At 52.9% G+C, this 24526-nt stretch carries 26 protein-coding genes; 19 read left to right on the forward strand and 7 right to left on the reverse strand.

Annotated elements, in window-relative coordinates; translation table 11 throughout:
• Positions 1–50 precede the first annotated feature (50 nt).
• Both CULFRC11_RS00525 and CULFRC11_RS00530 read right to left on the reverse strand, forming a co-directional pair.
• A complete protein-coding gene (locus CULFRC11_RS00525; protein WP_031269837.1) occupies positions 51–1472 on the reverse strand; it encodes an ATP-binding protein in 1422 nt (473 codons plus the stop codon).
• A gap of 86 nt (positions 1473–1558) precedes the next feature.
• Positions 1559–2365, reverse strand: coding sequence for an esterase/lipase family protein (locus CULFRC11_RS00530; protein WP_013910519.1), 807 nt, complete (start codon positions 2363–2365; stop codon positions 1559–1561).
• Between the two features lie 93 nt (positions 2366–2458).
• Between CULFRC11_RS00530 and CULFRC11_RS00535 the strand changes: the two genes are divergently transcribed.
• On the forward strand, positions 2459–3046 hold the full coding sequence (locus CULFRC11_RS00535) for a nitroreductase family protein (protein ID WP_023634864.1): 588 nt from the start codon (positions 2459–2461) through the stop codon (positions 3044–3046).
• Positions 3047–3128: 82 nt separating this feature from the next.
• The gene (locus CULFRC11_RS00540) at positions 3129–3686 is read left to right on the forward strand and encodes a gamma carbonic anhydrase family protein (RefSeq protein ID WP_013910521.1); all 558 of its coding nucleotides are present in this window, start codon (positions 3129–3131) and stop codon (positions 3684–3686) included.
• Between the two features lie 2 nt (positions 3687–3688).
• On the opposite strand, the gene CULFRC11_RS00545 is transcribed toward CULFRC11_RS00540, so the two are convergent.
• Positions 3689–4696: an ROK family protein gene (locus CULFRC11_RS00545; protein WP_023634865.1), complete on the reverse strand. Its 1008-nt coding sequence runs from the start codon at positions 4694–4696 to the stop codon at positions 3689–3691.
• Positions 4697–5359: 663 nt separating this feature from the next.
• Between CULFRC11_RS00545 and CULFRC11_RS00550 the strand changes: the two genes are divergently transcribed.
• From CULFRC11_RS00550 to CULFRC11_RS00575, 6 genes are all read left to right on the forward strand, one after another.
• Positions 5360–6835, forward strand: coding sequence for a PepSY-associated TM helix domain-containing protein (locus CULFRC11_RS00550; RefSeq protein WP_023634866.1), 1476 nt, complete (start codon positions 5360–5362; stop codon positions 6833–6835).
• A gap of 103 nt (positions 6836–6938) precedes the next feature.
• A complete protein-coding gene (locus tag CULFRC11_RS00555) occupies positions 6939–8009 on the forward strand; it encodes a TIGR00730 family Rossman fold protein (RefSeq protein WP_023634867.1) in 1071 nt (356 codons plus the stop codon).
• Positions 8010–8119: 110 nt separating this feature from the next.
• Entirely contained in the window at positions 8120–9787 is a 1668-nt protein-coding gene (locus CULFRC11_RS00560) for a DUF885 domain-containing protein (protein ID WP_023634868.1), read from the forward strand.
• Between the two features lie 87 nt (positions 9788–9874).
• Entirely contained in the window at positions 9875–10291 is a 417-nt protein-coding gene (locus CULFRC11_RS00565; protein WP_038620265.1) for a MarR family winged helix-turn-helix transcriptional regulator, read from the forward strand.
• 9 nt (positions 10292–10300) lie between these two features.
• Positions 10301–10654: a hypothetical protein gene (locus CULFRC11_RS00570; RefSeq protein WP_023634870.1), complete on the forward strand. Its 354-nt coding sequence runs from the start codon at positions 10301–10303 to the stop codon at positions 10652–10654.
• Positions 10654–11511 (forward strand): hypothetical protein, encoded by an 858-nt coding sequence (locus CULFRC11_RS00575; RefSeq protein ID WP_023634871.1) that lies wholly within the window; start codon positions 10654–10656, stop codon positions 11509–11511. The genes CULFRC11_RS00570 and CULFRC11_RS00575 overlap by 1 nt, the downstream gene beginning before the upstream one ends.
• Here the strand turns inward: CULFRC11_RS00575 and CULFRC11_RS00580 are convergent.
• Both CULFRC11_RS00580 and CULFRC11_RS00585 read right to left on the reverse strand, forming a co-directional pair.
• Complete coding sequence (locus tag CULFRC11_RS00580; protein ID WP_023634872.1) at positions 11508–12581, reverse strand: AbrB family protein; 1074 nt, start codon at positions 12579–12581, stop codon at positions 11508–11510. The genes CULFRC11_RS00575 and CULFRC11_RS00580 overlap by 4 nt on opposite strands.
• A 61-nt stretch (positions 12582–12642) precedes the next feature.
• Entirely contained in the window at positions 12643–13263 is a 621-nt protein-coding gene (locus tag CULFRC11_RS00585; protein ID WP_023634873.1) for a hypothetical protein, read from the reverse strand.
• A gap of 107 nt (positions 13264–13370) precedes the next feature.
• On the opposite strand from CULFRC11_RS00585, the gene CULFRC11_RS00590 reads away from it, so the two are divergent.
• The 3 genes from CULFRC11_RS00590 (at position 13371) to CULFRC11_RS00600 (ending at position 16694) form a co-directional block, all read left to right on the forward strand.
• The gene (locus CULFRC11_RS00590) at positions 13371–14147 is read left to right on the forward strand and encodes a TSUP family transporter (protein WP_023634874.1); all 777 of its coding nucleotides are present in this window, start codon (positions 13371–13373) and stop codon (positions 14145–14147) included.
• A 175-nt stretch (positions 14148–14322) separates the two neighbouring features.
• On the forward strand, positions 14323–15141 hold the full coding sequence (locus CULFRC11_RS00595; RefSeq protein ID WP_038620268.1) for a PTS sugar transporter subunit IIA: 819 nt from the start codon (positions 14323–14325) through the stop codon (positions 15139–15141).
• Between the two features lie 11 nt (positions 15142–15152).
• A complete protein-coding gene (locus tag CULFRC11_RS00600; RefSeq protein ID WP_038620271.1) occupies positions 15153–16694 on the forward strand; it encodes a PTS ascorbate transporter subunit IIC in 1542 nt (513 codons plus the stop codon).
• Positions 16695–16711: 17 nt separating this feature from the next.
• Here CULFRC11_RS00600 and hrpB read toward each other — a convergent pair whose 3' ends face one another.
• Positions 16712–19156 carry an ATP-dependent helicase HrpB gene (gene hrpB, locus CULFRC11_RS00605; protein ID WP_038620274.1) on the reverse strand — a complete coding sequence of 815 codons (2445 nt, stop codon included), beginning with the start codon at positions 19154–19156 and terminating at the stop codon, positions 16712–16714.
• A gap of 13 nt (positions 19157–19169) precedes the next feature.
• Complete coding sequence (locus tag CULFRC11_RS00610; protein WP_046095379.1) at positions 19170–19835, reverse strand: sugar O-acetyltransferase; 666 nt, start codon at positions 19833–19835, stop codon at positions 19170–19172.
• Here CULFRC11_RS00610 and CULFRC11_RS00615 point away from each other — a divergent pair.
• From CULFRC11_RS00615 to CULFRC11_RS00650, 8 genes are all read left to right on the forward strand, one after another.
• On the forward strand, positions 19834–20571 hold the full coding sequence (locus CULFRC11_RS00615) for an alpha-ketoglutarate-dependent dioxygenase AlkB (RefSeq protein WP_052099789.1): 738 nt from the start codon (positions 19834–19836) through the stop codon (positions 20569–20571). The genes CULFRC11_RS00610 and CULFRC11_RS00615 overlap by 2 nt on opposite strands.
• A 74-nt stretch (positions 20572–20645) precedes the next feature.
• Positions 20646–21314 (forward strand): DNA-3-methyladenine glycosylase I, encoded by a 669-nt coding sequence (locus CULFRC11_RS00620; RefSeq protein ID WP_023634880.1) that lies wholly within the window; start codon positions 20646–20648, stop codon positions 21312–21314.
• Complete coding sequence (locus tag CULFRC11_RS00625; RefSeq protein ID WP_023634881.1) at positions 21293–21994, forward strand: SDR family NAD(P)-dependent oxidoreductase; 702 nt, start codon at positions 21293–21295, stop codon at positions 21992–21994. Before CULFRC11_RS00620 ends, CULFRC11_RS00625 begins: the two co-directional genes overlap by 22 nt.
• 11 nt (positions 21995–22005) lie before the next feature.
• Positions 22006–22671, forward strand: coding sequence for a LysE family translocator (locus tag CULFRC11_RS00630; protein WP_023634882.1), 666 nt, complete (start codon positions 22006–22008; stop codon positions 22669–22671).
• A 50-nt stretch (positions 22672–22721) separates the two neighbouring features.
• A complete protein-coding gene (locus CULFRC11_RS00635; protein ID WP_023634883.1) occupies positions 22722–23051 on the forward strand; it encodes a heavy metal-binding domain-containing protein in 330 nt (109 codons plus the stop codon).
• 29 nt (positions 23052–23080) lie between these two features.
• Complete coding sequence (locus CULFRC11_RS00640) at positions 23081–23371, forward strand: RNA-binding S4 domain-containing protein (protein WP_023634884.1); 291 nt, start codon at positions 23081–23083, stop codon at positions 23369–23371.
• A complete protein-coding gene (locus CULFRC11_RS00645) occupies positions 23371–24195 on the forward strand; it encodes a VOC family protein (RefSeq protein ID WP_023634885.1) in 825 nt (274 codons plus the stop codon). Before CULFRC11_RS00640 ends, CULFRC11_RS00645 begins: the two co-directional genes overlap by 1 nt.
• A gap of 4 nt (positions 24196–24199) precedes the next feature.
• A complete protein-coding gene (locus tag CULFRC11_RS00650) occupies positions 24200–24496 on the forward strand; it encodes an MGMT family protein (protein WP_023634886.1) in 297 nt (98 codons plus the stop codon).
• The last annotated feature ends 30 nt before the right edge of the window (positions 24497–24526 follow it).

Here is a 24526-nt window from a genome sequence, read left to right on the forward strand (position 1 = left end):
TAACTTCCCACTCAACATAACACCGTGGGAAGTTGGTGGGAAGTTAAGTGTTATGTTCGTGGTCTACGTACTTTGCGATACCTCTGTTTGGGACTGCGGGAAGGTTCTGTTGTTTCTACTCTTCCCTCTTGAATGAGTTGATTTAGCCCCTTTTGGATTGCGGTTCTGCTCAATCCAGTTCGTTTCACCAGCTCGGCGGTGCTTACGCTTTCAACGTCTTCCAATATGTACCAGACGTGATCATGCGCGGAAAGATATGACTCTTGTTGTGCTACCTTTCGACGCCTAAACGTAATGGTAAAACTGCTGAGACTGCTCCGAATTTCCGCTGGGGGCATGAGGGCATCGGCTAAGGATTGTTCGATGACCGCTATGCCGGTGCCTCGGTTTTCGGCGACCAATCCTCCGTCTGGCAACTCGGTATTTTCGAGAAATTGGGAAAGTCGCTGATTGCGGGTGGAAGAATGACCGGCTTCATGGATATTGTGTTCGGTCACCCCACCATACAAACCACCGGGATTGGTTATTTCAAGGCGATCCACAAACATATTGACCTGCACTTGGGATCCTCTGGACCGGGATGAATAGTCCCTATGCATGAGAGCGTTGACGATAGCTTCGCGTACTGCAGTCAGGGGGTAGTCGGGCAGTTCTTGCCTGAAAGTGTCACCGATCAGCGCCCCGGTACGCATGTTTTGGCTCACGAGCTCAATGGTTTGCATAACTAAATCTGGAATAGGTCCGTAGAGGGTTTTGCTATCTAATAAGCGCAGTCCCTTGGCTACGTCACCTTTTGACGTTCCTGGGTAAACGGCAAAAGTAACGGTGAGCCGTGGGAAGAATTCTTGAGGATCAATACCCATTGCAAGAAGGGCAGCAAGCGTTGGATGCTTCGCTTTTAGCACGCGCAGACGGTTTAATGCAGTGTCATTGCCCTGTGCAAAAGTGCGAGGTCGGCGAGTACGTTGAGAACTCAGATAACCTTCTAATATCTGCGGGTCCAGATCATCAACCGCGGCTTCACATACCGGGTCTTCATCCCATTTGGGTTGTGAATGCTCTTCAAGTAAACGTTCTACTTCATATACTTCGAGTCGTACGTCGGATTCGCCCACGCGGCGGTAACTACCGCGCATCTCACCGCGTTCTGTGACGTAGCAGGGTTTATCTCGAGGGAGCATTTCTGGAATTTGCCCCACAACTACGGTGGCACCTTCGAAGGGGACAAGTTCTATTTCGGGGCGAACTGGAGGTGTTAGTTGACTACACCGGGAAACAAGCTGGTCGCGGGCGCTTTCGGCATTGAATTTAGGAACGACCGTAAAACCATCCTGTTCGGAAAGTCCGACGAGCAAGGTGCCGCCGGAAGTGTTGGAAAAGGAGCTCAAGGTGTCGAGTACTTCTTTACCAATGCCACTTTTGACCTCGATGGCTTGTTGGTCGGTCCCAACAAGTCGTAGGTCATTAACCATGGTTATTAGCTCTTTTTCATCCACGTCATCCTCGCTTCCCACTCAACTTCCCACTTAACATAACACCGTGGGAAGTAGGTGGGAAGTTAAGTGTTATGTTCGGTGCGCACGTGCTTTTTAGCGGTAAGACGTTCCACTCGTTCTAGTTCACTGAGCACGATGCGTCGTACGCGGCGATCATGGGGGACGTCTTCGTGGAGAACTATTGCGCGCTTTGACACTGCTTGTACATAAATATTGCGGACGAGGGGGCCGGTGAGAAAACAGGATTCCACTGGCTGAATGATGGTGTCTGATTTTGTGGTGATGCAGGAGTAATAGATGCCGGGCAGTGTATCGCCGTTGGCGTTGAGCTCTTGGATGAGGTCGCTTTCAGCAAGCATCTCAAATCCCGAGGCCCCAAAGAAGTTTGTGATGATGGAATCCACCACGACTGTACCGCGGGCAGTGCGGGTAAGGGGACTGATAACGCCGCCGTGGGAGGTGCCATGATTGGGAACTGCGAGACAGATGAGGTGCGTGACGTAGCGGGCTCCATCTAGGTGATGCATCCAATACCTGGCGAGTATTCCGCCCTGGGAATGCCCGACAAGGATCACTCGCTCAGCGCCGGTGACTTTGAGCACGGCATGGATATATGCGCCGACCTGGTCTGCCGATTCGGCTACCGCGGCGGTTGACCGCATCCCAAAGTCGGGTGCGAAGACCGCGTAGCCTTTCTTGCGCAGATCTGTGCCTAGTTCCATCCAGTCGCCTTTGGTCACCCCGGTGCCGTGGATCAAAATCACTGGATAGGGGTGTCGTGAGGTGGGGCGGGCGCGCCAGTCGTCTTCGAACAGCCCTCGTGCTGGAAGCCGCGCGGAGAGCGGCAGTGGAGCGTCGATAATTGCCATACGGGAGCGCGACCTCCTTTGCGATTGTTTCCTGCTGGGGATACTTTCGTACCATACCTAAGAAATTCAGTGAGCGTTTTTAAGGAGTTTCCCGTGTCCCTTACTGTTGCTGAGGCAATTGCGAACCGCCGTGCCACTCGTAAATACACCGAGCAGGAGGTGAGCGACGCGGTGCTTGACGTCGTCGTTTCGCAAGCCCTTCAGGCACCGAGTGCGTTTAATGCGCAGCGTGCGGATCTCGTAGTGATTCGGGACCAGGCGATCAAGGACAAGATTTTTGCGGCTTCGGGGCAGAAGCAGCTTCGCGACGCCCCGGTGGTCCTGGTCACGGTTGCGCGTGCCGACGTCCCCGAGGATCTTGACGAGGTCCTTGGTGTGGAACGCGCGGCGTTTGTGCGCAATGTTTTAGCTAAAGCCGATGCTGCGCGTCTGCGGGAAACCGCGCTCAAAGATGCCATGCTGGTGGCGGGGTTTGCGTTGATCGCTGCCCAAGGCGAGGGACTTGCCACGTCGCCTACCACGGGGTGGGATGAAGCGAAGGTCCTTGAGGCTATAGGGTTAGCTGACCGCAGCGATCGTGCGGTGGGTCTGGTTATTGGTATGGGATACCCTGCGGAATTCCCAGCGCATCCCGGTCGGGCAGAGAGCCGTCGGGTTAACGATGGCTATGCGCGCGACTGAGTTCGTGCATGGTCACCCCCGTAGAGTAAGCGGATATATGCCCTCTTTTGTTCGACAGCATTGAGACATTAAAGGAGAATCTGTGAATTCTGGCCCGATTATTTTGCCGTTTAATGGGAAAACTCCGCGAGTTCACGAGACCGCTTTTATCGCGCCGAACGCCACCTTGATCGGCGATGTAGAGATAGCGGCGCATGCCTCTGTGTTCTATGGCTGCGTCTTAAGGGCTGACATCAACATGATTCGTGTGGGCGCGCGAACCAACGTCCAGGACAACTCAGTGCTGCATGTCGACGGCGATGCGCCGTGCATCCTCGGCGAGGACGTTACGGTAGGGCACATGGCTTTGGTGCATGGCTCAACTGTGGGCAACGGGACTCTGGTAGGCATGCACTCTGCGTTGCTTTCGCGCTCGGTTATTGGTGCGGGCAGCCTGATCGCTGCGGGAGCCGTTGTACTTGAAGGACAAGAAATACCCGCCGGGTCTCTTGCTGCTGGGGTTCCAGCTCAAGTTCGGCGGGTGCTTTCTTCCGAACAATCGGCAGGCTTCATCCCGCATGCTGGCAAGTATGTGAATGTTGCCAGCATGCACAGGGAACTCGGGATGAGCCTGAGCCTTGATCAGGTGCGCTTTAGCTAGAGCTATCTGCGTCGAGTGACTAGTCGCTTGGCAAGGCCTAATGGGTCTTCTATTAGTCGATCCATTGCAATGGCCCGAGCTGCAGCACGAGCATTATCAAGGTGGGTGGGGATCACTCGGATCTCCAACTTATCTTTTGTTCCATGGGGCGACTTGCGTAGCTCCTGGCCCACAGCGAGGGCATCTTCTGAGTTCTCAAATGCTGAGCCGGCAAGGACTATGACCTTTGGGCGCGTCTGTTCTACTAGGGCTACGGCTGAAGCTCCCAGGGAAGAGGACCCATGAATGTTCTCATCGAGAGGCAGTATCACTACCTCTTGGGGATTTTGAAGCGCTGCACCGATGGAATCGTCCGCATAAAAGATGAGTGAATTAGCGGGCGCATCGGGATTTTGTGCCTGTTGCTCAGCACCTGCAATAGCTGTAATGGCACTAGCGACGGTCACGGGAGCCGAGACGCGGTTATAGATTCGACCAGCAAGGTCTACGCCTTCCCAGCCGAGGTTTTTCGCAGTGACAAGGCCAAGGGAATTGACGTGGCCTGATGTTGCAATGCCTACGTTGGCAAGGGGGAGCTCGCTAAGCTCTGCGATTTCTCGGATAGCTATGGCTAGCGTTTCTGCATATTGATCAGCGCTCATCTGAGCGGGAACAATATCGAGGATTTTTTCCTGTATCACCACGCCGCGTGTGCTGTATGCACCTACGTATGTGGTTTTGGTTCCTACGGCTACGCCGATCTGTGCCCAGGGGGATACGGAAAGTTCGATGGGGATGGTTGGACGTCCCGGCCCGTTGGGAATAGAAAGGTCTGGTCTTTCCCGAACGAGCTTTGCCTCCATGAGCGCGGCGACGGCGCGGGTCACGGTGGGCTGGGATTTTCCGGATCCGGTGACGAGTTTAGAACGTGTTACCGGCTGGAAGTGCCTGATGAGGTGCAGGCACGATGCAGCCGGTACTGACGGCTGAGTAAAAGAAGGGGTATTCCTCAAGTGGCTGCGCGTGTGCATAATAAAAATTCTATAGCTATAGACCGCGCAGTCTAAATTATTCACCCCCTCATTGGTCGGGTTTGATAACCTGTGAGCAGCTTAAATATAGATATGAAGAGTTTAAATAGACTGACCAGTATATTTTTAACAGAATATTTAGGCCGGAGAAAAAGTGTCGCTGAGCGGTGTATTTTCAAAAACGATTTGCAAAAAAGTTTTGAGCTAAATGTTGGCATTTATGTACTGGTCTTTTCCGTGGGGGCTATGAACGCTGATAGGTAAAAGGAGAAGGTTGACCGCGAATTGGGGGATGGATACCCCCGGCTACATCTCTCAAGTGCGGGGGTCTGGGGGAAATAAGTGCAAGCATTTTTATGGCGCTAGGTGATGTATTTCTCCATGTCATGTGACGTAGGTGACATGGCACCAAACTTCGACAGGTTGAAAAAAATTTAATAAAGGTTTGAACTTTGGGAACTCTTGTCGGCTTTCACGCGACAACTACTAACGTCGCGCGGGTGCATCTCTGAGCTCGCTGGAAACGCCTCTCGTCTGTGCTCGCACTGAGATCGTTTCTTTGTAGATGCGCCCATCGCGGAGTGGAACGGATCCCCTCGCGGTACGACTGTGGCCACAGTCTGTGCGTAATCCAACTCGTGTACGAAAGCGGTATAGGAATACATGGTCACCACCGATCAAGCCCTCTCGGCAGGAAGCGCAGCAAAAGCTGCAAAACCTGGGAGTGGACGTGCCAGTGAAAACGGCGGGAAATCCCGTCATCTGCCGCGCCACCTACGCCGACTTCATTTCTTTGCGGGAATCATCTGTGCACCGCTTATCTTTGTAGCTTCTCTTACCGGCCTCGCTTATGCCTTTGCGCCGACCCTGGAGAAGGCGGTGTACTCCAGCAACATCACTGTTGAAGTCCCTGCTGATGGGAAGCAGCTCCCGATGGAAAAGATCGTGGATATTGCGACGCAGCGCCACCCTGATCAGCCTATGACCGGTATTCGGGTTGGTGAGAAAGACCAAGCAGTACGAGTACTGTTTAAGCATCCCACCAAGAGTGCAAGCTTTAGCGATGCCGTATTTGTGAACCCGTACAACGGTGAGATCACGGGAGATATGGTCCAATATGGCAACTCTGGCGCGTTGCCTTTGCGAGATTGGTTATCTCATGGGCACCGCGATCTGTGGTTGGGAGACACGGGACGCTTCTATTCGGAGTTTGCAGCTTCGTGGCTTGGGGTCTTGGCAGTGAGCGGTGTGTATCTCTGGTGGAAGCGCCAGCGGAATGGTGCCGGAAGAATCGCCTCTATGCTGAAGGTATCCGGCCGTGGACGCACGAGAAACCTGCGCTGGCACGGTGCACTGGGTACCGCCCTTGCTCTAGGCATGATCTTTTTCACCTTCACTGGCTTGACCTGGTCTTCGGTGGCTGGAACCAATATTGGCAAGGTGCGTACTGAACTGAATTGGGCCACTCCAAAAGTGACTACGTCTCTCGACGGTGCAACTGCCCCTGCGGTGAAAGATCCGCATGCCGGCCACGATCATGCTGGTCATGACCACAGCGGGCATTCCGCGACGGCAGCACCCTCAAAGCTGAGCCTTGCTGCACAATCCACAAAAGTCGCGGCTACTGCTGCCACTGAATTGCGCAGTGGAGTCACCTTGCGTCCGCCAAGCGAGGCTGGTCAGGCGTGGAGTGTTATGGAGAACCGCCAGGCATATCGTAAGGACAACAACTCCATTGCGGTTAACGGCGATACTGGTGAAGTAACCGCACGCTTGGCATTTGTGGATTGGCCTTTTGCTGCTCAAGCCACTGCATGGATGATTCAGCTGCACATGGGAACGATGCTGGGGCTTCCTAACCAGATCGTGCTGGGGTTGCTTGCGGTAGGCATCATTATTGTGGTCGTTCGTGGTTATATGTTGTGGTTCCAGCGTCGTCCGCAAGGTCAGCTCGTGGCTGATGCGCCGGGACGTGCTCGCGGTGCTGAACGTCGTTTTGGCATAGCTGGGATCCTTGCGGTGGTGGGAATGATTGCCTACGGAGTCTTCGCCCCGGTATTCGGAATTACATGCCTGGCTTTCATCGTGGGCAGTGTGATCTGGGATATGGTGCGGTCGCGTCGTCGTAAAGCAAGCTAAGCTTATCGACGCCACGCGTCGGCCACCGCTGTGAGCACCGGACATGCGCCATAAGCATATGCATTCATAGTTTTGTGGGGGAGTCACACTAGACTGATTCCCCATGAGCTTTTCCCCTCAGGATCCACTGATTTCCGGCCTGACTGTTCGTGCCATGAGTGCGGACGATACAGATGCACGTAAGACCGCACTGCTAAAAAATCTGAATCGTTTTGAGCAACGCTTTGGTGAACAGGATTGTGCGTCCGAACCTTTGCGCAATTACCTCAGTTTTGATCCTGCTCGTGGCGATATAGGTCTTCTGCTTGCTAATGACGCGGGGGAAACCGTCGGCATGATGTGGGTTGCCTTTATTAAGGGATTTGGTTTTATTAATGCCAGCGTGCCGGAACTGACGCTCTACCTTGCGGAGGAGTGGCATGGCAAGGGCGTGGGGCAATGGATGCTGGACCAGGCTGAAGAGCATGGTCGGGTTCACGGCTGGCCGGGCATTGCTGTGAACGTGGAGAAAGAAAGCCCCGCTCGACGCCTTTATGCGCGCTGCGATTACGTCACCCAAGATGGTGGATCCGTGGCAGGCAGCGTGATGCTGAAAACCCTCAGCCCGAAAATCCGGAGTGTGGCTGTGTACTGCGGTTCTGCGCATGGGGCGCGTCCCGAATACACCGCTGCGGCACGGGCTCTTGGCACTGCGCTCGCGGAACGGGGTATCACCATGGTTTATGGCGGCGGCAAACTCGGCCTGATGGGAGAGACCGCGGACGCGGCCATCGCTGCAGGCGGAGAAGTTCATGGCGTTATGCCGCAGAACCTTGTTGATTTAGAACAGGCGCACCCACGGCTAACTCGATTGGACATCACAGAATCCATCGCTGAGCGTAAAACTCGGATGGAAGATCTGGCAGATGCTTTTGTGGTTTTGCCCGGTGGGATGGGCACCATGGAAGAGATGTTTGAGGTGCTGGTCTGCCAGCAGCTTGGCCCTTATTGTGGCCCCGTGGCGCTTTTTAACGTAGAAGAGTATTGGGAACCACTGGTCAAGGCCTTCCAAGCGATGAGCGAAGAAGGATTTATTGCGCAGCGATACATTGACGCTCTTGTGGTTGCAGGTAATACGGATGAGCTCTTCGAGGGCTTTGCCAGCTGGGTCAACCCCGGCCTGAAATGGAACTAGCTGGCACGCTAAGGGCGGAGATTTTCCGCGGGTCCTTCCTTGATAAAGACGAAAATAAAATGTGTCTTGTTGCTTGGAAGGATTCGAGCTTCTAGCTAAACTAGCCAATCATGACTCACGGAAATGCGGACGTGCGGACTCCCTCGCTCCTTGATGCTTCCTGCGAAGCATTTGTTCATGATCTTGCTGCGCTATCGCCGACTGAGGCGACGGTATGGGGCATCGCGGGGCACGACGGGGAACTACAAGACTTTTCCCCGGCATACTGGGAGGCCGTGGCGGATCGTAACCGTGAGATGCTCGCGGATGTTGATGCTCTCGACGACGGCACTGATGATTGCGATGACGAAGATGATTTTGATGAGGTTGATATCGTCACCGCTGCCGTGCTGAGAGACCGGGTGTGCCTAGATTTATCGCTGCACCATAATGACGAGTTTTTAGGCCAGCTCAATAATATTGCGTCTCCGATCCAGACCATCAGGGATACTTTCCTACTGATGCCACAGGACACTGAAGAACAGCGGGAGGCCATTGCGTCTCGTTTGTCACAGGTGGGAAAGGCTCTTGCGGGATACCGTGAATCTTTGACTGTGGCGGCCTCTCATGGAAAAGTGGCGGCGATTCGTCAGATTGAGACCGTTATTGGGCAGTGTCGTGAGCTCACCCAACCAGGTTCGATGCTCGATCAACTGGGCGTGGATCCACATTCTGCCGCCGTAGTGTCTGCAAAGAAGTCCTTTGGCTCTATGGCAGAGTGGCTGAGCGATCAGTTAGCGCCGCATGCGCCTCACAACGATGCGGTGGGCCGGGAACGGTACGAACGCTTTAGCCACTTGTTTGTAGGTGATGTAGTAGATCTTGACGATGCTTATGAGTGGGGCCTTGATCGACTACAAGAGATAGTGGCCGAACAACAAAGCATCTCCGAGGAACTCTATGGGGCGGGGACTTCCGTTGCTGCTGCCATGAAGAAACTGGATGCTGAGCCGCGCTACACCATCACGGGTACGGACGCGTTGAGAGAATGGATGCAGGAGCAATCGGATAAAACTATCGCTCACCTCAACGGCGTTCACTTTGACATTCCGCAACCAGTACAGACTCTGGAAGCTTGCATTGATCCTGCAGGTGCCGGTGGCATTTTTTACACACCGCCGTCGGATGACTTTTCTCGTCCAGGTCGCATGTGGTGGTCTGTTCCGGCGGGTCAAAATACTTTTCACACGTGGCAAGAGCTGACTACCGTCTTTCACGAGTCTGTGCCAGGGCATCATCTCCAGTGTGGCCAGGCGGTTTGTGAGCGTGAGAACCTCAATCTTTGGCGCAGGATAGCCTGTTGGTGTTCAGGGCATGGCGAGGGCTGGGCGCTTTACGCTGAGCAGCTGATGGCAGACTTGGGCTATCACGATGATCTAGGTACGCGGATGGGAATGCTGGATGCACAACGCCTCCGTGCAGCCCGCGTTGTCTTAGACATTGGAATTCATCTGGGAAAGCGGACCCCAGAGGGAACAAGCGTCTGGGATGCGTCGTACGCAAAATTCTTCTTACGTGAGAACACAGCCATGGACGACCACAACCTTGCCTTTGAGCTGGATCGTTATCTGGGATGGCCGGGCCAGGCCCCCTCGTATGCTTTGGGGCAGCGCTTGTGGCAACAGCTGCGCGACCGTGCACTAAGTCAAGGGCAGACGCTTAAGCAATTCCATACTCGTGCATTGTCTTATGGATCAATCCCTATGTCTATCCTGGGAGCGCAAGTCCTGAAAGGATAGTATAGAGTCCTCTGCTGCGGAACTACTGCAGAGGACTTAAAATAATTAAGCTTGGCGTAATTTAATTGCGCGCAATATAGTTAATGCATGGCCAAAGATCACGCACTTGATGAGCTCATCTGCTTTCAGCTGTACACGGCATCCCGCCTGATGCAGCGTATATATCGCCCTTATTTTGATGACTGGGGCATTGACCTACCGCAGTACCTGGTTCTCGTCTGTCTGTGGGAACGAGATGGTAGGTCGATTGGCCAGCTTGCAGATCCGCTGAACCTGGATAGTGGAACTCTATCTCCTCTGTTGCAGCGTATGGAAGATAATGGCTTTGTCCGGCGCCAGCATGAAAAGGAAGATTACCGGCGACTACGTATTTTCCTGACCGCTAAGGGCAAACGGCTCAAACCGCTTGCTGACGCGATGCAAGAGGAGCTCATGGAGATGCTCAGACTCGACCATCAGGATCTTGCTGCTGTACACGATCTCATGAGCAAAATTAATCCGTAGGAAGCGATCATGGAAAAAGAGCAACCAAAGAAAAGTTCGCGCACGCCTTGGAACTACGGAATGATCGTGGCTTTTTTGCTCATGATTATTCTGCTACCGCCGCTGCTTCATCTTTTTGCAGGTGGCGGAGTCATACTGATGGCGTTACTACTGATGGCCTTGGTTTTGGGTTTTCTTGACGCAAAAACCTTTCGCTTTACCGCTAGCTTTCCGTTACTTGTAGGAGCGGCGTATTTCATTGCTATGCAGATGTACTTTAACGCGGGGACTTGGATCTATCTTCCCATCATGGTGATCCTCGCGTTTGTGGGCGGTGCCCTTGGAGATCCTCAGGGTATGCGCTCCTTGGGGGAGGAAGACTGATGGAGATATGGTCTTTTGAACATCCTGAACTGGGGCTTATCAGTGTGGAACGCGGTTATGATGCGGAGTTTCGGGCAGCCGATCCGGATTGGCCCGAGGAACCTTCTGAGAAAGAGATCCGCCACGTTGGCCCCAACGCGGGGTTCAAAGAACGCATAGAAGCGCTTATTCATAATCCCCCGGTCCGGTTGCAAATTAAGGTGAACGGTGAGATACGACGGCGGCTTAACGACGTCCCCTCGGGCCGAATAGCTTTGAACAAATCCGTAGACAATTCTTTAGCCATGCCGGCTATGGCAAAAGTAAACCGGAAAAAGCCGCACCTTTATGTGCATTCCACTATATTCAACGAGATTCTGGGTATTGAGTATCGTGAAGGAAGCCAGGTCATAGAGTTCACTCCACCCGTGGGGACTCGGGGGCATAAGCGCCACCAGGCGATGGAAGAAAGCAGCATAAAGCGGATCCTTTTCCCTATGATGGCAGGTCTGGGAAAGAGCGGTTGGGCAATTGCCGTGATCGTTCTGGGGCCAATAGTCAGCAGGATTGTAAAGAAACTGTTGGAGCTGTTGCCCGACTGGGACTTCTTTGATCTTCCCGAACTTCCCTCGATTGAGCTTCCTGTTCCACGGTTTCCGCAGATCACGCTTCCCGTGGTGCAGTTTCCTGATTGGGAATTACCTCATTTTGATGCCCCGTGGTGGGTTATGTTTCTTCTTGAATATAAAAAAGTGTGGATCCCCTTGGTGATCGCTGTCTTTGTGGGCATCATGGCGATCCGGAATCACAAGAAGTCTGAAGAGCAGAAGAGGCAGTGGGAGTCTGAACAGCCTGATGATCGCGATACGAGCTCCTAGGATTTTTTCCGTTGCAGTAGCTTGATAAGCGCGGGTATCCATCCGGCTAGTGCAAGAACACTCACGATTCGGATAACCTGAGTAGCCACCACGACTGAACCCGCACCGCCTTCGCTGGAGAGCGCAAGTACGGTTTCTAAGGCGCCCGGGCTGGTGGCTAAATACGCCTCGAAATAGGAAACATGCAGCACAGACATGAGAGGCCAGGCGGTCAGTGCGCAGCCTGCGATCAACACAACAACAAAGAGAATGGTGGAAGGAAGCTGAGCTGCGAATGCTTTGAGTGCAGCTAAAGAAAGCGAACCACCACAGATCCACCCGATGGAGAGAAAAGTGAAATAGCGCACAGGCTCAGGGGGAGCGAAACTCACTTCATATGGAATAAGCAGTCCGACTATGACCACCAGGAGCATCGGCCCCAGAATCGATGCTGCCGGCAGCCTTAAAAATTTACCCACCCGATGACCAACCAAAGCGATAACAACCACGATGACCAGTGCCCACCATGGCTGTGACTGCGCTGTCGCAAACACAGCATTGTTGGCGGGCGTATGAGGGAAGAGATGCGTTATCAAAGGAAGGGACACAGAGACTGCGAGGAGTCGCAGGTACTGGCTGAGCGTGACATAGCGATAGTCGGCGCCTAGGTCCTTAGCCAAGATCGGCATAATAGAGGCCCCGCCGGCCAACATGGAGAGCACCCCAGTTTCCTGGCTAATCTCAGGTTCTTTGTGGGCTAGTAATAACCCACCACCAATGCCAATCGCCAACGTCACAATGGTCACCGCGATGCTGGGTAAGACAAAGTGGGAGAGTTGGCTCAATTGCGTAGATAACAGGGGAAGAGCTGCGAGGACACCGATAAATCCGCGAGCAAAATTAAACAAGTGGCGGTTCATCGGCAACTCTTTGCCCGTCATCAGAGCCGAGGCGCCAGAGACCACAATAGCTGCGAGAATCCACGCGGCAGGAACATGGAGAAAAGCGAAGAGGAAGCCAAGCGCAACGGACCCAGGCGCCACCACAGACCAGCGGAAAACCAGATCCTTATCTGTAATGAATCGCCTCATGTGTCGAGTGCTCCTCTCTTAGAATGCACTCGACTTTAATCCCACCCTGTGGCCTGTGGCACTACCTTGAAGCTGAGACTTTTTCAAAAGAATCGCGGGTAATCCGGACTCCCGGGCCTTGGTGTTCACGTATCGTCACGCTGCCGGGTGCCGTCAGATCGATGATGGCTGCGTCGGCGGAGTACTTCTTGCCGGCGTCGAGACGCTTAAACGCGCTGCCGTCGACAGCGGCACCATCGCCAGTAGCGCTCAGCGTCAACGGTGAAAATGTGGCTTTGATCCTATTGGCCTGTGGATGATTTCCGCTCGTAGCTTTCCAGGTAATCGCATATGTGGTGGGGGAGCAATCGGCAATGACACCTGCCGGATAATCAACCACGCAAGCAAGAGTGACTTCTTTATCCAACGGCAGAAGATAGCCCCCAGCTGGGATCGGAGTAGCCGCCGGGTCTACTACTTTTTGCATGGCAGAGCTTGTCGACGGCGGGCTCGACGCAGGCTTGGGATGCTGGGTTGTTGGTGGTTGAGTTGCTGGCTGTTGGGTCGTCTGGGGGACTGTGGTTGCAGACATGCTTGAGGCATCGGCGGCTGTAGGCGTGGGCTGTGGCGGTTTATTGTGTGCACATGCGCTCACGCTAAAGAGAACTATTGCGGATAATGCTACGGTGAAGTGCTTCTTCATGGACATTCCTCCGGTTCACAAGGACCTCTGAAATAGATCACTTTTGACTATTACCGAGCGTAATATCTTCTGATGAAATTGGCAGCCATCAATAAGCGGAGGCAACGGTGGACATTACTGTAAGCGGCTGGGGGATTTTGATCGCTGGTGCCGGAATAGCTGGGTGGGTTGATGCCATGATCGGTGGCGGAGGGCTAGTGCTTATCCCGCTTATTATGGCCGTCGCGCCGGGACTTGCCCCAGTTGCCGCTATTGCTACTAATAAATTGGTGGCTGTCAGTGGAACCGCCTCAGCCGCAGTGACGATGACGCGAAAAGTAGGTGTTGATCGCTCGCTAGTACTAAAACTCGTGCCTATCGCTGCCCTGTGCTCGGGGGGTGGTGCTTTGCTGGCGGCGTCGATAAGCAAAGACGTGATGCGACCGATCGTGATCGTACTGATGCTGGTAGCCGGGATTTTTGTTGCCCTCAAACCAGAATTTGGGCAGGATGGCTCCACGAAACCTGCGAGCGCTAGGCGGCGTGGCCTTGCCGTTGTAGCGACCGGTGCTATTGCGCTTTACGACGGCATCTTTGGGCCTGGTACCGGCATGTTTTTGATCATGGCCTTTACCGCGCTGCTCTCTCAAGATTTTCTGCGGTCGGCGGCCCTGACCAAAGTGGTGAATACTGCCACCAACCTAGGGGCCCTCATCGTATTTATTGCGTCGGGTCATGTCTTGTGGTCCCTAGGAATTGTGCTGGCTGTGGCGAATATCGCTGGTGCACAACTCGGGGCCAAAACCGTGTTGGGCGGCGGGACCAAGATTCTGCGCATAGCGCTTTTGACCCTGGTAATCGTGATGAGCATCTACCTGACGGTGCAGCAGGTGCGGGGCGTATAGGACTGGCGGTGGTGGGCTTGCAGGTGTGAAGATTGTGCCGATTGCGTCGAATGCGCAAAGAGCGTGAAATTGGCAACTGACGACGCCGGGCGTAAATGCTATACATTGTCCCATCAGGTTTCTAGTGTGCACTTCTGCTGTCGCATGTGAGTGCTGAACTCCTTAGGATGTCACGATGTCAATGCTCAACGAGCTGCTTGCAGATGAATCAATAGAACTGCACGGGAAGGCGGAAACCTGGCGTGATGCCATTGCCAGCGCCGGCGCCCTTTTGGAAAAAACCGGCGCGATAACGGGCGAGTATACCGAGGCAATGATCGGCAACGTGGACACCAACGGGCCGTACATCGTCGTGGCACCAGGTTTTGCCTTTGCCCATGCTCGCCCATCCTTTGCAGTGAAGCAGACTGCGATTTCCTGGCTACGTTTGGAGCAGCCAGTTTCCTTTGGTCATCCAAAAAATGACCCCGTTGACCTGGTGGTTGCGCTTGCTGCGCACGCTGACACCGCACATACTGCCGCGATGAAAGATTTGGCGCAGTTGTTGGGTGACAAGCAGCGCAGGGAGGCACTTGATCGGGTGGAGACTGTGGCGGAATTGCGGGAGGTTTTGGATTCCGTCGCTGGTTTGAGCGCTGGTTTGAATGCTGTGTCTAAGCCTGCAGGAACGGTTACAGCTGGGGCTTCCGGTACGCAGACGACAGCACCCAAAGGAAAAATACTCACGGTGTGCGGGAACGGTCTCGGGACCTCTTTGTTCTTGAAAAACACGGTGGAGCAGGTACTCGATTATTGGAAGTGGTCCCCCTATTTTTCGGTCGAAGCTACCGACACGATTTCCGCAAAAGGGCGTGCTCATGAGGCGGATTTCATCCTGACTTCAGGGGAGATTGCAGCGACTCTCGGTGACCTAGGTGTGCCGGTCTACATTATCCAAAACTTCACTTCACCAGCAGAAATCGACTCAGCCCTGCGTCAGCTTTTCGACGTCTAACGGAGACACACATGAACGTCCTACTTTCGATTGCGGAATTTCTTGTCAACGAGATCCTTGCAGTCCCGGCATTCCTCATCGGCATCATCACAGCTGTCGGTCTCGGTGCAATGGGCCGAGGCGCCGGCAAGGTTCTTGGCGGTGCGCTGAAAGCAACGCTGGGTTTTCTTCTCATCGGCGCAGGCGCGGGCCTCGTTTCGGCTTCCTTGGCACCACTAGGAGTGATGATCCAGGGCGCTACCGGGGCGCATGGTGTGGTACCTACCAACGAGGCGATCGTGGGGATCGCTCAGGAGCACTATGGTAGCCAGGTAGCGTGGCTCATGATCCTGGGATACGCCGTATCCCTGGTGCTGGCGCGTTTCACACCACTACGCTATGTGTTCCTCACTGGTCACCATGTTCTTTTTATGGCGACGTTGTTGACCATAGTGATGGCCACTGCTGGTTTTGACTCGTGGGTGGTTATCATCCTCGGCGCTATCCTCCTTGGCATTTTGATGGTTTCCCTCCCAGCCATTGCACATCCATGGACCCGCCGGATCACGGGTGACGACTCGGTGGCGATTGGCCACTTTGGTACCGCCGGCTATGTGGCCGCAGGCGCCGTGGGCACGCTGGTGGGAGGCAAAGGAAAGAAAGCCAGTCCCTCTACTGAGGAAATGAAACTGCCTGAAGGACTCAGATTCTTACGCGATTCCATGGTGGCTACTGCACTATCGATGGCGCTGATGTATGTAGTCCTAGCAGTGCTTTTTATCCTTAGGGCTGGTCAAACTGAGGCTTTTGCTGCATTTACTGAGGGGGCTACAGGCGTCGGAAATTACCTAATGCAGTCGGTAACCCAAGGCCTGCAATTCGGCGTAGCAGTAGCCGTGATCCTCTTTGGTGTACGTACCATCCTGGGAGAGCTAGTTCCTGCTTTTCAAGGCATCGCAGAAAAAGTTGTTCCTGGAGCAATTCCTGCATTGGATTGTCCTATCGTCTTTCCGTACGCACAAAATGCTGTGCTCATAGGTTTTATCTCTTCCTTTGTTGGAGGCCTTGTCGGCTTAGCGGTGCTTTCCGTATGGCTGAACCCAGTTTTCGGAGTGGCCCTGATTCTTCCCGGCCTCGTTCCACATTTTTTCACTGGTGGCGCGGCGGGCGTTTATGGCAATGCCACCGGTGGGCGCAGAGGGGCGCTATGTGGTGCTTTTGCTAACGGGCTGCTCATCACTTTCCTTCCTGCGTTCCTCCTTGGAGTCCTTGGTACTTTCGGGGAAGCAAACACCACTTTTGGTGATGCAGACTTCGGATGGTTCGGAATACTTATCGGTGGAGCGGCCCACAGGGGACAGGCCGTGGGACTTATCCTGATTGTTCTTATCGGTATCGCAATCCTTGGGCTTGGTCTGTGGTCACAGAAAAAGCTTGTAGAGGGGCGCTGGGACCCTGCTTCGCATCGGCCAGGAGGACTCGGGTCGGCGGATACAAGTAGTCAAAACATTGATGCTTATCCCCGTATAGCCCCGCCACAAGGTGCACCAGTTCCACCACCGCCATTGGGGTAAGCCTGCTGAAGCCCGGTTTATGAGAGAGCTTTTTTAGTTTTTCCGGTGGCTAACGCGGTCGTAGGATCTTCTGGCCAGGGATGCTTGGGATAACGTCCTCGCATCTCTGAGCGGACGTGGCGGTAGGGGCCAGCCCAGAAACTACGCAAGTCATCGGTGACGGCCAGTGGTCTACCCGCCGGAGATAAAAGATGGAATTGCAGTGGTTGCCCGCAGATAATAGGGGAGTCATGCAGTCCAAAGCATTCTTGTAGTTTGACGCTGATCTTAGGTCGTTCGTCGGAATAATCAACGTTGACGCTACGACCGCTGGGCACGCGCAGGGCACTAGGTGCTAATTCCTCTAACTGCGTGGCCTCGGGCCATGGAAGCAGCCGTTGGAGCGCTGGATATATATCGATTTTGGCGATGGGCGTCCCCGATACAAGAAGATCGATCTCTGGAGCGAGCCATTCTTGCACAGCAATGGAATCGACGTCGGGCCAAGGAGTGCCGTAACAATCGAATACGTGGCGGAGTCGATTTTTCAGGGACAAAGCTTTCTCTGAAAAGCTAAAAAGAGTCAATCCCCGGGATCGTATTACCTCTGCAAGAGCTTTACGTGCGGATTCTCCTTCCAAAGCGCAAGGCGTTGAATTGAGCACGATGGCGCCTGCTCGAGTTACGCGGGTTCCTCGTAGTTTCCCTTCAACGAACGTGGCTGTGACCTCTTCGGACGTGCCAATGATCTCTAGTGCGGTGTCCTTATCGATAGCAGCCGCCGTATGAATAATCGCATGGTTTTGGACCCCTTGCGGCAAAGCGACTTCTGCGATAGCCAGCCATGATGTGCCCGATAACGATGGGATATTGCGGAGAACCGCCCTTGTACCTTTGGCCAATAAATATGATTCGCCCTCTGCCCGAGCAATGTTTTCTGGGAAAGCACGCCCAATGGCTTCACCAGGAGAAACCATTGGGGCGGACTTGTCCTGGTAGGCGTGGCGCTCGGGAGAAGAAACACCACCTTTGTGTGAAAGGAGTCTTTCTAATCTAATTTTCTCTGACTCATAGTGGCGCTGCCCAGTAAGGTTTCGGATTTCTTTGGAAACATCGCCTCGAATATGCGCGCCTAAGGCGGCGACAGTGGGGATTGCTGAAACACCGCACTCCAGGAGGGACCGTCCGAGCCGTGGGTCTGTAGGGAGCATTGTTAGTGTACGACCAAGTTCTGTGCAATGCCCTGAAGCATCCAGGGCTCCTAATCGAGTAAGCGTATCTAGTGCTTGCGCCATTGCTGCTGCCGGTGGAGCGGTAAGCAGCGGGAATCCTTTACCTTCTGGGGCGCCCCAGCTAGCTAAGAATAAGGCTGCTTGAGTGAGATCGGCGGAAGATATTTCTGGTGAGATATGGGAGCTAAAGCGAGAGAACTCTTGGGCTGAATAACACCGCAGTACGCTGCCTGGTCCCTCACGTCCAGCTCGGCCAGCTCTCTGATCTGCAGAAGATTGACTAGTGCTTACCGTGACCAGACCGTTCATTCCTCTTCCCGCATCCCGTTTAGGGACACGAGAAAGTCCTGCGTCAACGACGATTCTCACGCCAGGGACGGTAAGAGAGCTTTCTGCGATAGAAGTGGATACGACTATTCGTTGTTCAGCGGGGCGAAGAGCAGTTTCTTGCTCGGTGTTGTTCAGTTGCCCATGTAGGGGAAGAACCTTGATGTGTGTAGTAGCCTCTAGCTCAGCGCAGACGGCGGAAACCTCACGAACACCGGGTACAAAGACGAGCGCAGAATGCTCTGACTGGGACACCGCCTGTGCGGTCACTGAAGCTAGGTGGTGGATGTAGTCCCGATTAAACTCCGAGCGCCCTGGCGCAGGAAGATACTCTATGTTCACGGGGTGCGTGATTGCATCTACTGCCACAATGGGTGCTGAGCCGACAAGACGTGAAAATTTGTGCGCATCTACAGTTGCAGACATAACTGCGAGGAGTAAGTGGGGGCGCAACTCTCGGAGCTCGATGAGCATACCGAGAACCAAATCGGTATCTAGTTGTCGCTCGTGAACCTCGTCCACGATGACTGCTGAAACTCCAGGCAATTCTGGGTCTGAGATAAGGCGTCGCAGAAGCACTCCTGGAGTAACAAACTCTACGAGCTTGCCGTGCTGAGACTCTCCTCGCATACTGAAGCCCACGCGCGCGTCCTTTTTATGTGAGCCATCGAGGAACATGAGTCGATGAGCAGCTGCGCGGACAGCGACACGACGAGGCACCACCACAATGACTTTTCCCTGACTTTGGTGTCTGCTTGTATGCAGAATATTGGCAATCAGTGGCGGAACGACTGTAGTTTTTCCTGTACCTGGTGGAGCTTGGACTATCACGACACCAGAAGAGAGCAAAGCCGATTCTATCGCGGAAATCGAACCCATAACTGGAAGCCCGCTGCCAATGGAATCGAGATCAAAGAAAGTCATAGTGGGATATATGCTACTGCGTGACATCATCAGTTCTTACTGCCGATTTGAGGCCTTGGACCGGAAGCCCTGCGGCTAACTCTGATCGTTCATAACAAGATTCTGAAGGCATTCTGACAACGCGCGCGGGTTGTCCCATAGCAATGGCATAATCAGGAATGTCTTTAGAAACAATGCTGCCAGCCCCGATAACCGCATGTTGTCCGATTGAAACACCTGGTAACACAATTACTCCTGCACCTAACCAAGCATGATCGCCTATGGCAATGGGATGGGCTATTTCCCAGCCGCCTGCTCGCATCTCCGCATCATCAACGGGATGTGTGACCGTGACGAGCTGGCAATTGGGACCGATCATGGCATGGGCGCCAATGGTTACTTCAGCAGTATCAAGGATCGTCACATTGTAATTAATAAAGGCATCTTTGCCCACGGTGGTATTGCATCCGTACTCAATGGTCATCGGTTGTTTAATCGTGCAATCCTCAGATTGAGGACTCAATATGTGCATGAGTAGTTGCTTTAGTCGCTTTGAGTCCGATGGTCGTGTGTGGTTGTAGTCATACACCAACTCTGCGGTTTGGCTGGTTTGTTCTCTAATCTCAGCAGATACTGGAAGGTGCCATTTTTGTCTGCGAAGATCGTTCAAAGTGCTGTGGTTTAGAGGATCAAAGTTCATGAGCACGATTCTAAAAACTGCGTTTGACATTGCTACTACATTTGGGTGGGTGCCTACGCTTTTCGATTCTTATCCCGTACCTAGATCTCCGCAGGTAGTCAGGCCTGGAATCGTGCATCTTCCAGGTTTTCTCTCGCTCGCAGAACAGCGCGCAATGGTGGAGAAAGCGCGTGCGGTTGCGCGTCGATTAGCTGATACGCCTTTGGCAATGCACCAGCAGCAGTGGAAGACGGGGACGATGAGCGCACATCTTATGTCGTTGGGAAAACACTGGGAATATAGTTCTCATCAGTATGTATCCGAATGGCAGGGGCAGAAAGTTCCTGCCATCCCAGACAGCTTTTTGGTTCAAGCATATGAAGCTATGCGGCAGGCAGCCTGTCTCGATTCTTCTCTGACCCCGTGGGCTTCTCATTACCGTATCGATGCTGCACTTGTGAACTACTATCCGCCAGATTCGGGGATGGGGCTGCACCAAGATGCTTTCGAGGAGTCCTCAGCCCCGGTTGTTTCACTATCCATAGGAGCCACGGCGGTGTTTAGAGCAGGAAACTCGGAAAATCGGAATAAGCCCTGGCAAGACGTACTGTTATTAAGTGGCGATGCACTTGTGTTCGGCGGTCCTTCGAGGAAGATATTTCATGGTATTAAGCGTATCGACGCCGCCACTGTCCCGGACAACTGTGGGCTTGAAAAGGGGCGAATCAATATGACTTTTAGGCAGGTAGAGCTGTAGTTTTTCGCCTTGTTAGCTGGCTGAAGGGGTGGGGAGGGGGTATGAGCGTCATAGCGAGTTTATAGAGTGGCCACATGAATACCAGCAATGCACTGAAACCATTGAACACAAGCGCTGTACTTACAAAGGGGCTTGTTGTAGGTGAAGATGGGCGAGTACGCCCTGAATGGGCCGCAAAAGATCCGTTGCTCAAAGAATATTACGACTATGAATGGGGAAAACCTGTTCACACAGAATCAGGGTTATTAGAGCGCTTGTCGTTAGAGGCATTCCAATCTGGTCTCAGCTGGGCAACCGTGTTGCGCAAACGCGATGCTTTTCGCACAGAATTTTATGATTTTGATGCGGATACAGTTGCTCGTTTTACGGAGAGCGACGTCGTTCGTTTACTAGGATGCTCTGGAATTATCAGAAATCGTCGCAAGATTGAAGCTGTAATAACTAATGCGCGTGCGACGATTGCTTTGCGTGAAACTGGGGGATTAGATGCTTTTATTTGGGGATTTGCGCCTAAAGACCATCAACCGCCAGCTACGCTATCAGATACTCCCACGGTTTCTCATGACTCAAAAGCCTTAGCAAAAGCGCTGAAGAAAGCCGGTTTTACCTTTATCGGCCCAACGACGTGCTACGCGCTAAGCCAGGCTATTGGCATGATCGATGATAGGCCTGTGGGAGCATCGAAATTACTCGACGATGATCTGCATAAAGGAGTAGCGGCATGCCAAAGACCGCAATTGTAACTGGGGGCTCTTCTGGAATTGGGGAAGCCACAGCTAGAGCGTTGGCTTCCGATGGCTGGCATGTCATTGTGGCAGCACGCCGGATGGACAGATTGAACCGCATTGCATCAGAGATTGGTGGTGAGGCTATACAACTAGATGTGACTAGTGATGAGTCAGTTGCTCATTTTGCTTCCTGTATTCAACAGTGTCACCTTCTTGTTAATAATGCTGGGGGTGCGCTTGGTTTAGACCCCATAGCGGAGGCATCGATTACAGACTGGCAATGGATGTACGAAACTAACGTACTTGGCACACTCCGAGTGACCCGTGCTCTTCTTGATACGCTTCACGACGGCGCACAGATCATAAATATTAGCTCCATTGCTGGTATCGCTCCCTACGCGGGTGGTGCGGGCTATAACGCAGCAAAGTTTGGCGTTACCGCTATCAATAAAGTGATGCGCATTGAGTTTGCTCAGCGCAATCTACGGGTAACGGAAATTAATCCAGGACGAGTGAAAACGGATTTTTCGCTCATCCGTTTTCACGGTGATCAAGCTAAAGCCGATGCAGTTTATGCAGATAAACTCAATCTCACTGCAGAAGATATTGCCGAGTCCATCAGGTGGGTAGCTTCAGTCCCCGAGCATATGAACATTGATCGGATGGTCATTACTCCACGCGACCAAATCGTTTAAGAGGAGAAAGCGTGACGATAGGGGAACTTGGTGCGCTTTTTGTTGTATGGGTATGCGTACTGATTCTGCCTGGACCGGACCTGCTTCAGGTTATTCGGGTGGGGACAAAAGACCGTCGCGCTGGCGTCTGGTGTGCCATAGGAATCATGATGGGAAGCACCATATGGATTGTTGCTTCCCTTATGGGTTTATCCACGATCTTCATGGCGCAGCCCGTCCTCATGCGTCTCGTACAGATCATCGGGGGCTGCTATATTGCTTGGATTGGATTCACCTCTTTGAAATCCGGCTTTCAGGAGATGCTGAACTTGAAACATGGTCCTTTGCCGGACATGATTGTGGATAGTCTGCAGCAAAACAATGAAACTTTGACACCGTTTCATGCACTAAAAACTGGACTGGCAACCAACCTATCCAATCCCAAAGCGTTAGTGTTTTTTGCATCAGTATTTGCACAGTTCCTTCGTCCAGATATGAGTGTTGCCTGGACTATCTTTATTGCAGTCTTTCTGATCACGATTGGTCTGTGCTGGTTTATTAGCTTTGCAGTGATGGTGCGGGTATTAGCAGGAAAACTGCTAAGGAATGGTCTCTGGCTGGACATGGTTGCTGGCACATTATTCGTGATTATTTCTGCAGTTATGGTCTTTGAGGGGATTACGGGGATCGTGCAATAAAAGTAGACTAAGGGTGCTTTTCGTTTCAGTATGACAAGTTGGGAGACATCATGATTGTTACTACGACCAGTGTTGTTTCTGGCCGGGAAATTTCTGAGTACGTCCGGGTGGTGGCGGGAGAAACCATCGTCGGTATCAACGTATTCAAAGATATTACTGCTGGTTTTAGAAACCTGGTGGGTGGCAGAAGCCAGGCTTACGAAGGCGAAGTGAAAAACGCGCGCGAACAAGCCTTGGCAGAGATGGTGCAGCGTGCCATCGAGCTTGGCGCTGAAGGCGTAGTAGGCGTGGACATTGACTATCAAACTCTCGGCTCAGATAACGGAATGATGATGGTTTCTGCGACCGGTACAGCAGTGCGCTTTGCCCAAAATTACTAGGTAGTGGGCCACACGATAGACTAAGCATCATGCACGCGCAGGATGTCACCATTCGTGACCAAGAGATCAAACTAGGTCAATTTATTAAGCTCGCCAGTCTCGTAGAGACTGGCGGCATTGCGAAGGAAGTTATCGCGAACGGCGAGGTAACGGTCAACGGTACCGTGGATACTCGTCGTGGCAAGAAGCTTCGCGACGGAGACGTGGTCTGCGTAGGAACACTCTGTGCTCGCGTTAAAACCACGGCCGAAGAAGACGACTACTTTGATGAAAAGACAGCCGATGACGACTTTGACCCGGAAGTATGGAGGAACGTCTAATGCCAGCTTTCCAAGCTGCATCAGGAATGCCATATTGGATTGATCTGACGTCCAGCGATCTGCGTAAATCAACATACTTCTATGCGCAGGTATTGGGATGGGAAATCGAAGAATTTGGCCACGATTACTATTTGGCCCGGGTGCAAGGTCTCCCAGTCGCAGGATTTATTAAAAGACCAGAGGATCAGCAGCAAGCTGATACTTGGGTGACCTACTTTCTGACTGATGACATTTACGCTGAGTGCGAGAGCGTCGAAAAGCTAGGTGGTCGTGTGCTCGCAGCGCCAATGGAAGTGCGGCTCGGTCTCATGTCCATTGTCGTGGACAATTCAGGTGCGCTTTTTGGATTAATCCAGCCTGCCGGGGAAGATGCTTTTATTGCAGCTGGTGAACCAGGAACGCCAGTTTGGCATGAATTAACGTGTACAACGAACTATGCCAAAGCAGTGGAATTTTACCCCTCGTTGTTCAACTGGACCACGGCGACGATGGACTCGGATCATAATTTTGAGTACACCACAGCAGAGACTGATGGGGGCGCTTTCGCTGGGATTTTCAATGCAGAAGGACAATTTCCTCCCCAGGTGCCCAGTTTTTGGCAGACCTATCTTGGCGTCTCCAATATGGATGAAGCAGTGCGGAAAACAAAGGAATACGGCGGAGAAGTAATCCGTGAGCCATTTGCTTCAGAATTTGGCTTGATGAGCATCATTTCTGATTCAACAGGTGCCACGGTGACAATATGTGAAGTGGAAGAAGCTGCGGAAGAAGGACGTGAGTCCGATCCTCTGGAGGGGATCGATCTCAGCCAATTCGGTCTCTAAGTACATGTATGAGCTTGATGATCTCAGTTCGAGAGTCCTTGACGTGGTCGACGGAATACCCGCTGGCCACGTGCTTTCTTATGGGGATGTTGCAGAAATCGTAGGTACTGGTCCTCGACAAGTCGGGAAGATTATGGCGACGGTTGGGCACTTAACTGCTTGGTGGAGAGTCGTGAGGGCGGATGGAAGTAGTCATGTGGCTGATCGTGCAGTTAGGTACTGGGATTTAGAAAATATTGCGCACAATGGAAAAAGTGTTTCTATGAAAAAATCCCGATGGAATGGGGGTTGCATATTTTAGAAAGTTTGTTCTATACTGAAGGGGATTAGA

This window comes from Corynebacterium ulcerans, from assembly GCF_000767685.1.
GTDB classification, from domain to species: domain Bacteria; phylum Actinomycetota; class Actinomycetes; order Mycobacteriales; family Mycobacteriaceae; genus Corynebacterium; species Corynebacterium ulcerans.

What these genes read in the sequence shown, in the direction of transcription:
- CULFRC11_RS00525 (WP_031269837.1), bottom strand. Translation starts at nt 1,472, where the DNA reads ATGGTTAATGACCTACGACTTGTTGGGACCGACCAACAAGCCATCGAG.
- CULFRC11_RS00530 (WP_013910519.1), bottom strand. Translation starts at nt 2,365, where the DNA reads ATGGCAATTATCGACGCTCCACTGCCGCTCTCCGCGCGGCTTCCAGCA.
- CULFRC11_RS00545 (WP_023634865.1), bottom strand. Translation starts at nt 4,696, where the DNA reads ATGCACACGCGCAGCCACTTGAGGAATACCCCTTCTTTTACTCAGCCG.
- CULFRC11_RS00550 (WP_023634866.1), top strand. Translation starts at nt 5,360, where the DNA reads ATGGTCACCACCGATCAAGCCCTCTCGGCAGGAAGCGCAGCAAAAGCT.
- CULFRC11_RS00555 (WP_023634867.1), top strand. Translation starts at nt 6,939, where the DNA reads ATGAGCTTTTCCCCTCAGGATCCACTGATTTCCGGCCTGACTGTTCGT.
- CULFRC11_RS00560 (WP_023634868.1), top strand. Translation starts at nt 8,120, where the DNA reads ATGACTCACGGAAATGCGGACGTGCGGACTCCCTCGCTCCTTGATGCT.
- CULFRC11_RS00565 (WP_038620265.1), top strand. Translation starts at nt 9,875, where the DNA reads ATGGCCAAAGATCACGCACTTGATGAGCTCATCTGCTTTCAGCTGTAC.
- CULFRC11_RS00570 (WP_023634870.1), top strand. Translation starts at nt 10,301, where the DNA reads ATGGAAAAAGAGCAACCAAAGAAAAGTTCGCGCACGCCTTGGAACTAC.
- CULFRC11_RS00575 (WP_023634871.1), top strand. Translation starts at nt 10,654, where the DNA reads ATGGAGATATGGTCTTTTGAACATCCTGAACTGGGGCTTATCAGTGTG.
- CULFRC11_RS00580 (WP_023634872.1), bottom strand. Translation starts at nt 12,581, where the DNA reads ATGAGGCGATTCATTACAGATAAGGATCTGGTTTTCCGCTGGTCTGTG.
- CULFRC11_RS00585 (WP_023634873.1), bottom strand. Translation starts at nt 13,263, where the DNA reads ATGAAGAAGCACTTCACCGTAGCATTATCCGCAATAGTTCTCTTTAGC.
- CULFRC11_RS00595 (WP_038620268.1), top strand. Translation starts at nt 14,323, where the DNA reads ATGTCAATGCTCAACGAGCTGCTTGCAGATGAATCAATAGAACTGCAC.
- CULFRC11_RS00600 (WP_038620271.1), top strand. Translation starts at nt 15,153, where the DNA reads ATGAACGTCCTACTTTCGATTGCGGAATTTCTTGTCAACGAGATCCTT.
- hrpB (WP_038620274.1), bottom strand. Translation starts at nt 19,156, where the DNA reads ATGACTTTCTTTGATCTCGATTCCATTGGCAGCGGGCTTCCAGTTATG.
- CULFRC11_RS00615 (WP_052099789.1), top strand. Translation starts at nt 19,834, where the DNA reads ATGAGCACGATTCTAAAAACTGCGTTTGACATTGCTACTACATTTGGG.
- CULFRC11_RS00610 (WP_046095379.1), bottom strand. Translation starts at nt 19,835, where the DNA reads ATGAACTTTGATCCTCTAAACCACAGCACTTTGAACGATCTTCGCAGA.
- CULFRC11_RS00620 (WP_023634880.1), top strand. Translation starts at nt 20,646, where the DNA reads ATGAATACCAGCAATGCACTGAAACCATTGAACACAAGCGCTGTACTT.
- CULFRC11_RS00625 (WP_023634881.1), top strand. Translation starts at nt 21,293, where the DNA reads ATGCCAAAGACCGCAATTGTAACTGGGGGCTCTTCTGGAATTGGGGAA.
- CULFRC11_RS00635 (WP_023634883.1), top strand. Translation starts at nt 22,722, where the DNA reads ATGATTGTTACTACGACCAGTGTTGTTTCTGGCCGGGAAATTTCTGAG.
- CULFRC11_RS00640 (WP_023634884.1), top strand. Translation starts at nt 23,081, where the DNA reads ATGCACGCGCAGGATGTCACCATTCGTGACCAAGAGATCAAACTAGGT.
- CULFRC11_RS00645 (WP_023634885.1), top strand. Translation starts at nt 23,371, where the DNA reads ATGCCAGCTTTCCAAGCTGCATCAGGAATGCCATATTGGATTGATCTG.
- CULFRC11_RS00650 (WP_023634886.1), top strand. Translation starts at nt 24,200, where the DNA reads ATGTATGAGCTTGATGATCTCAGTTCGAGAGTCCTTGACGTGGTCGAC.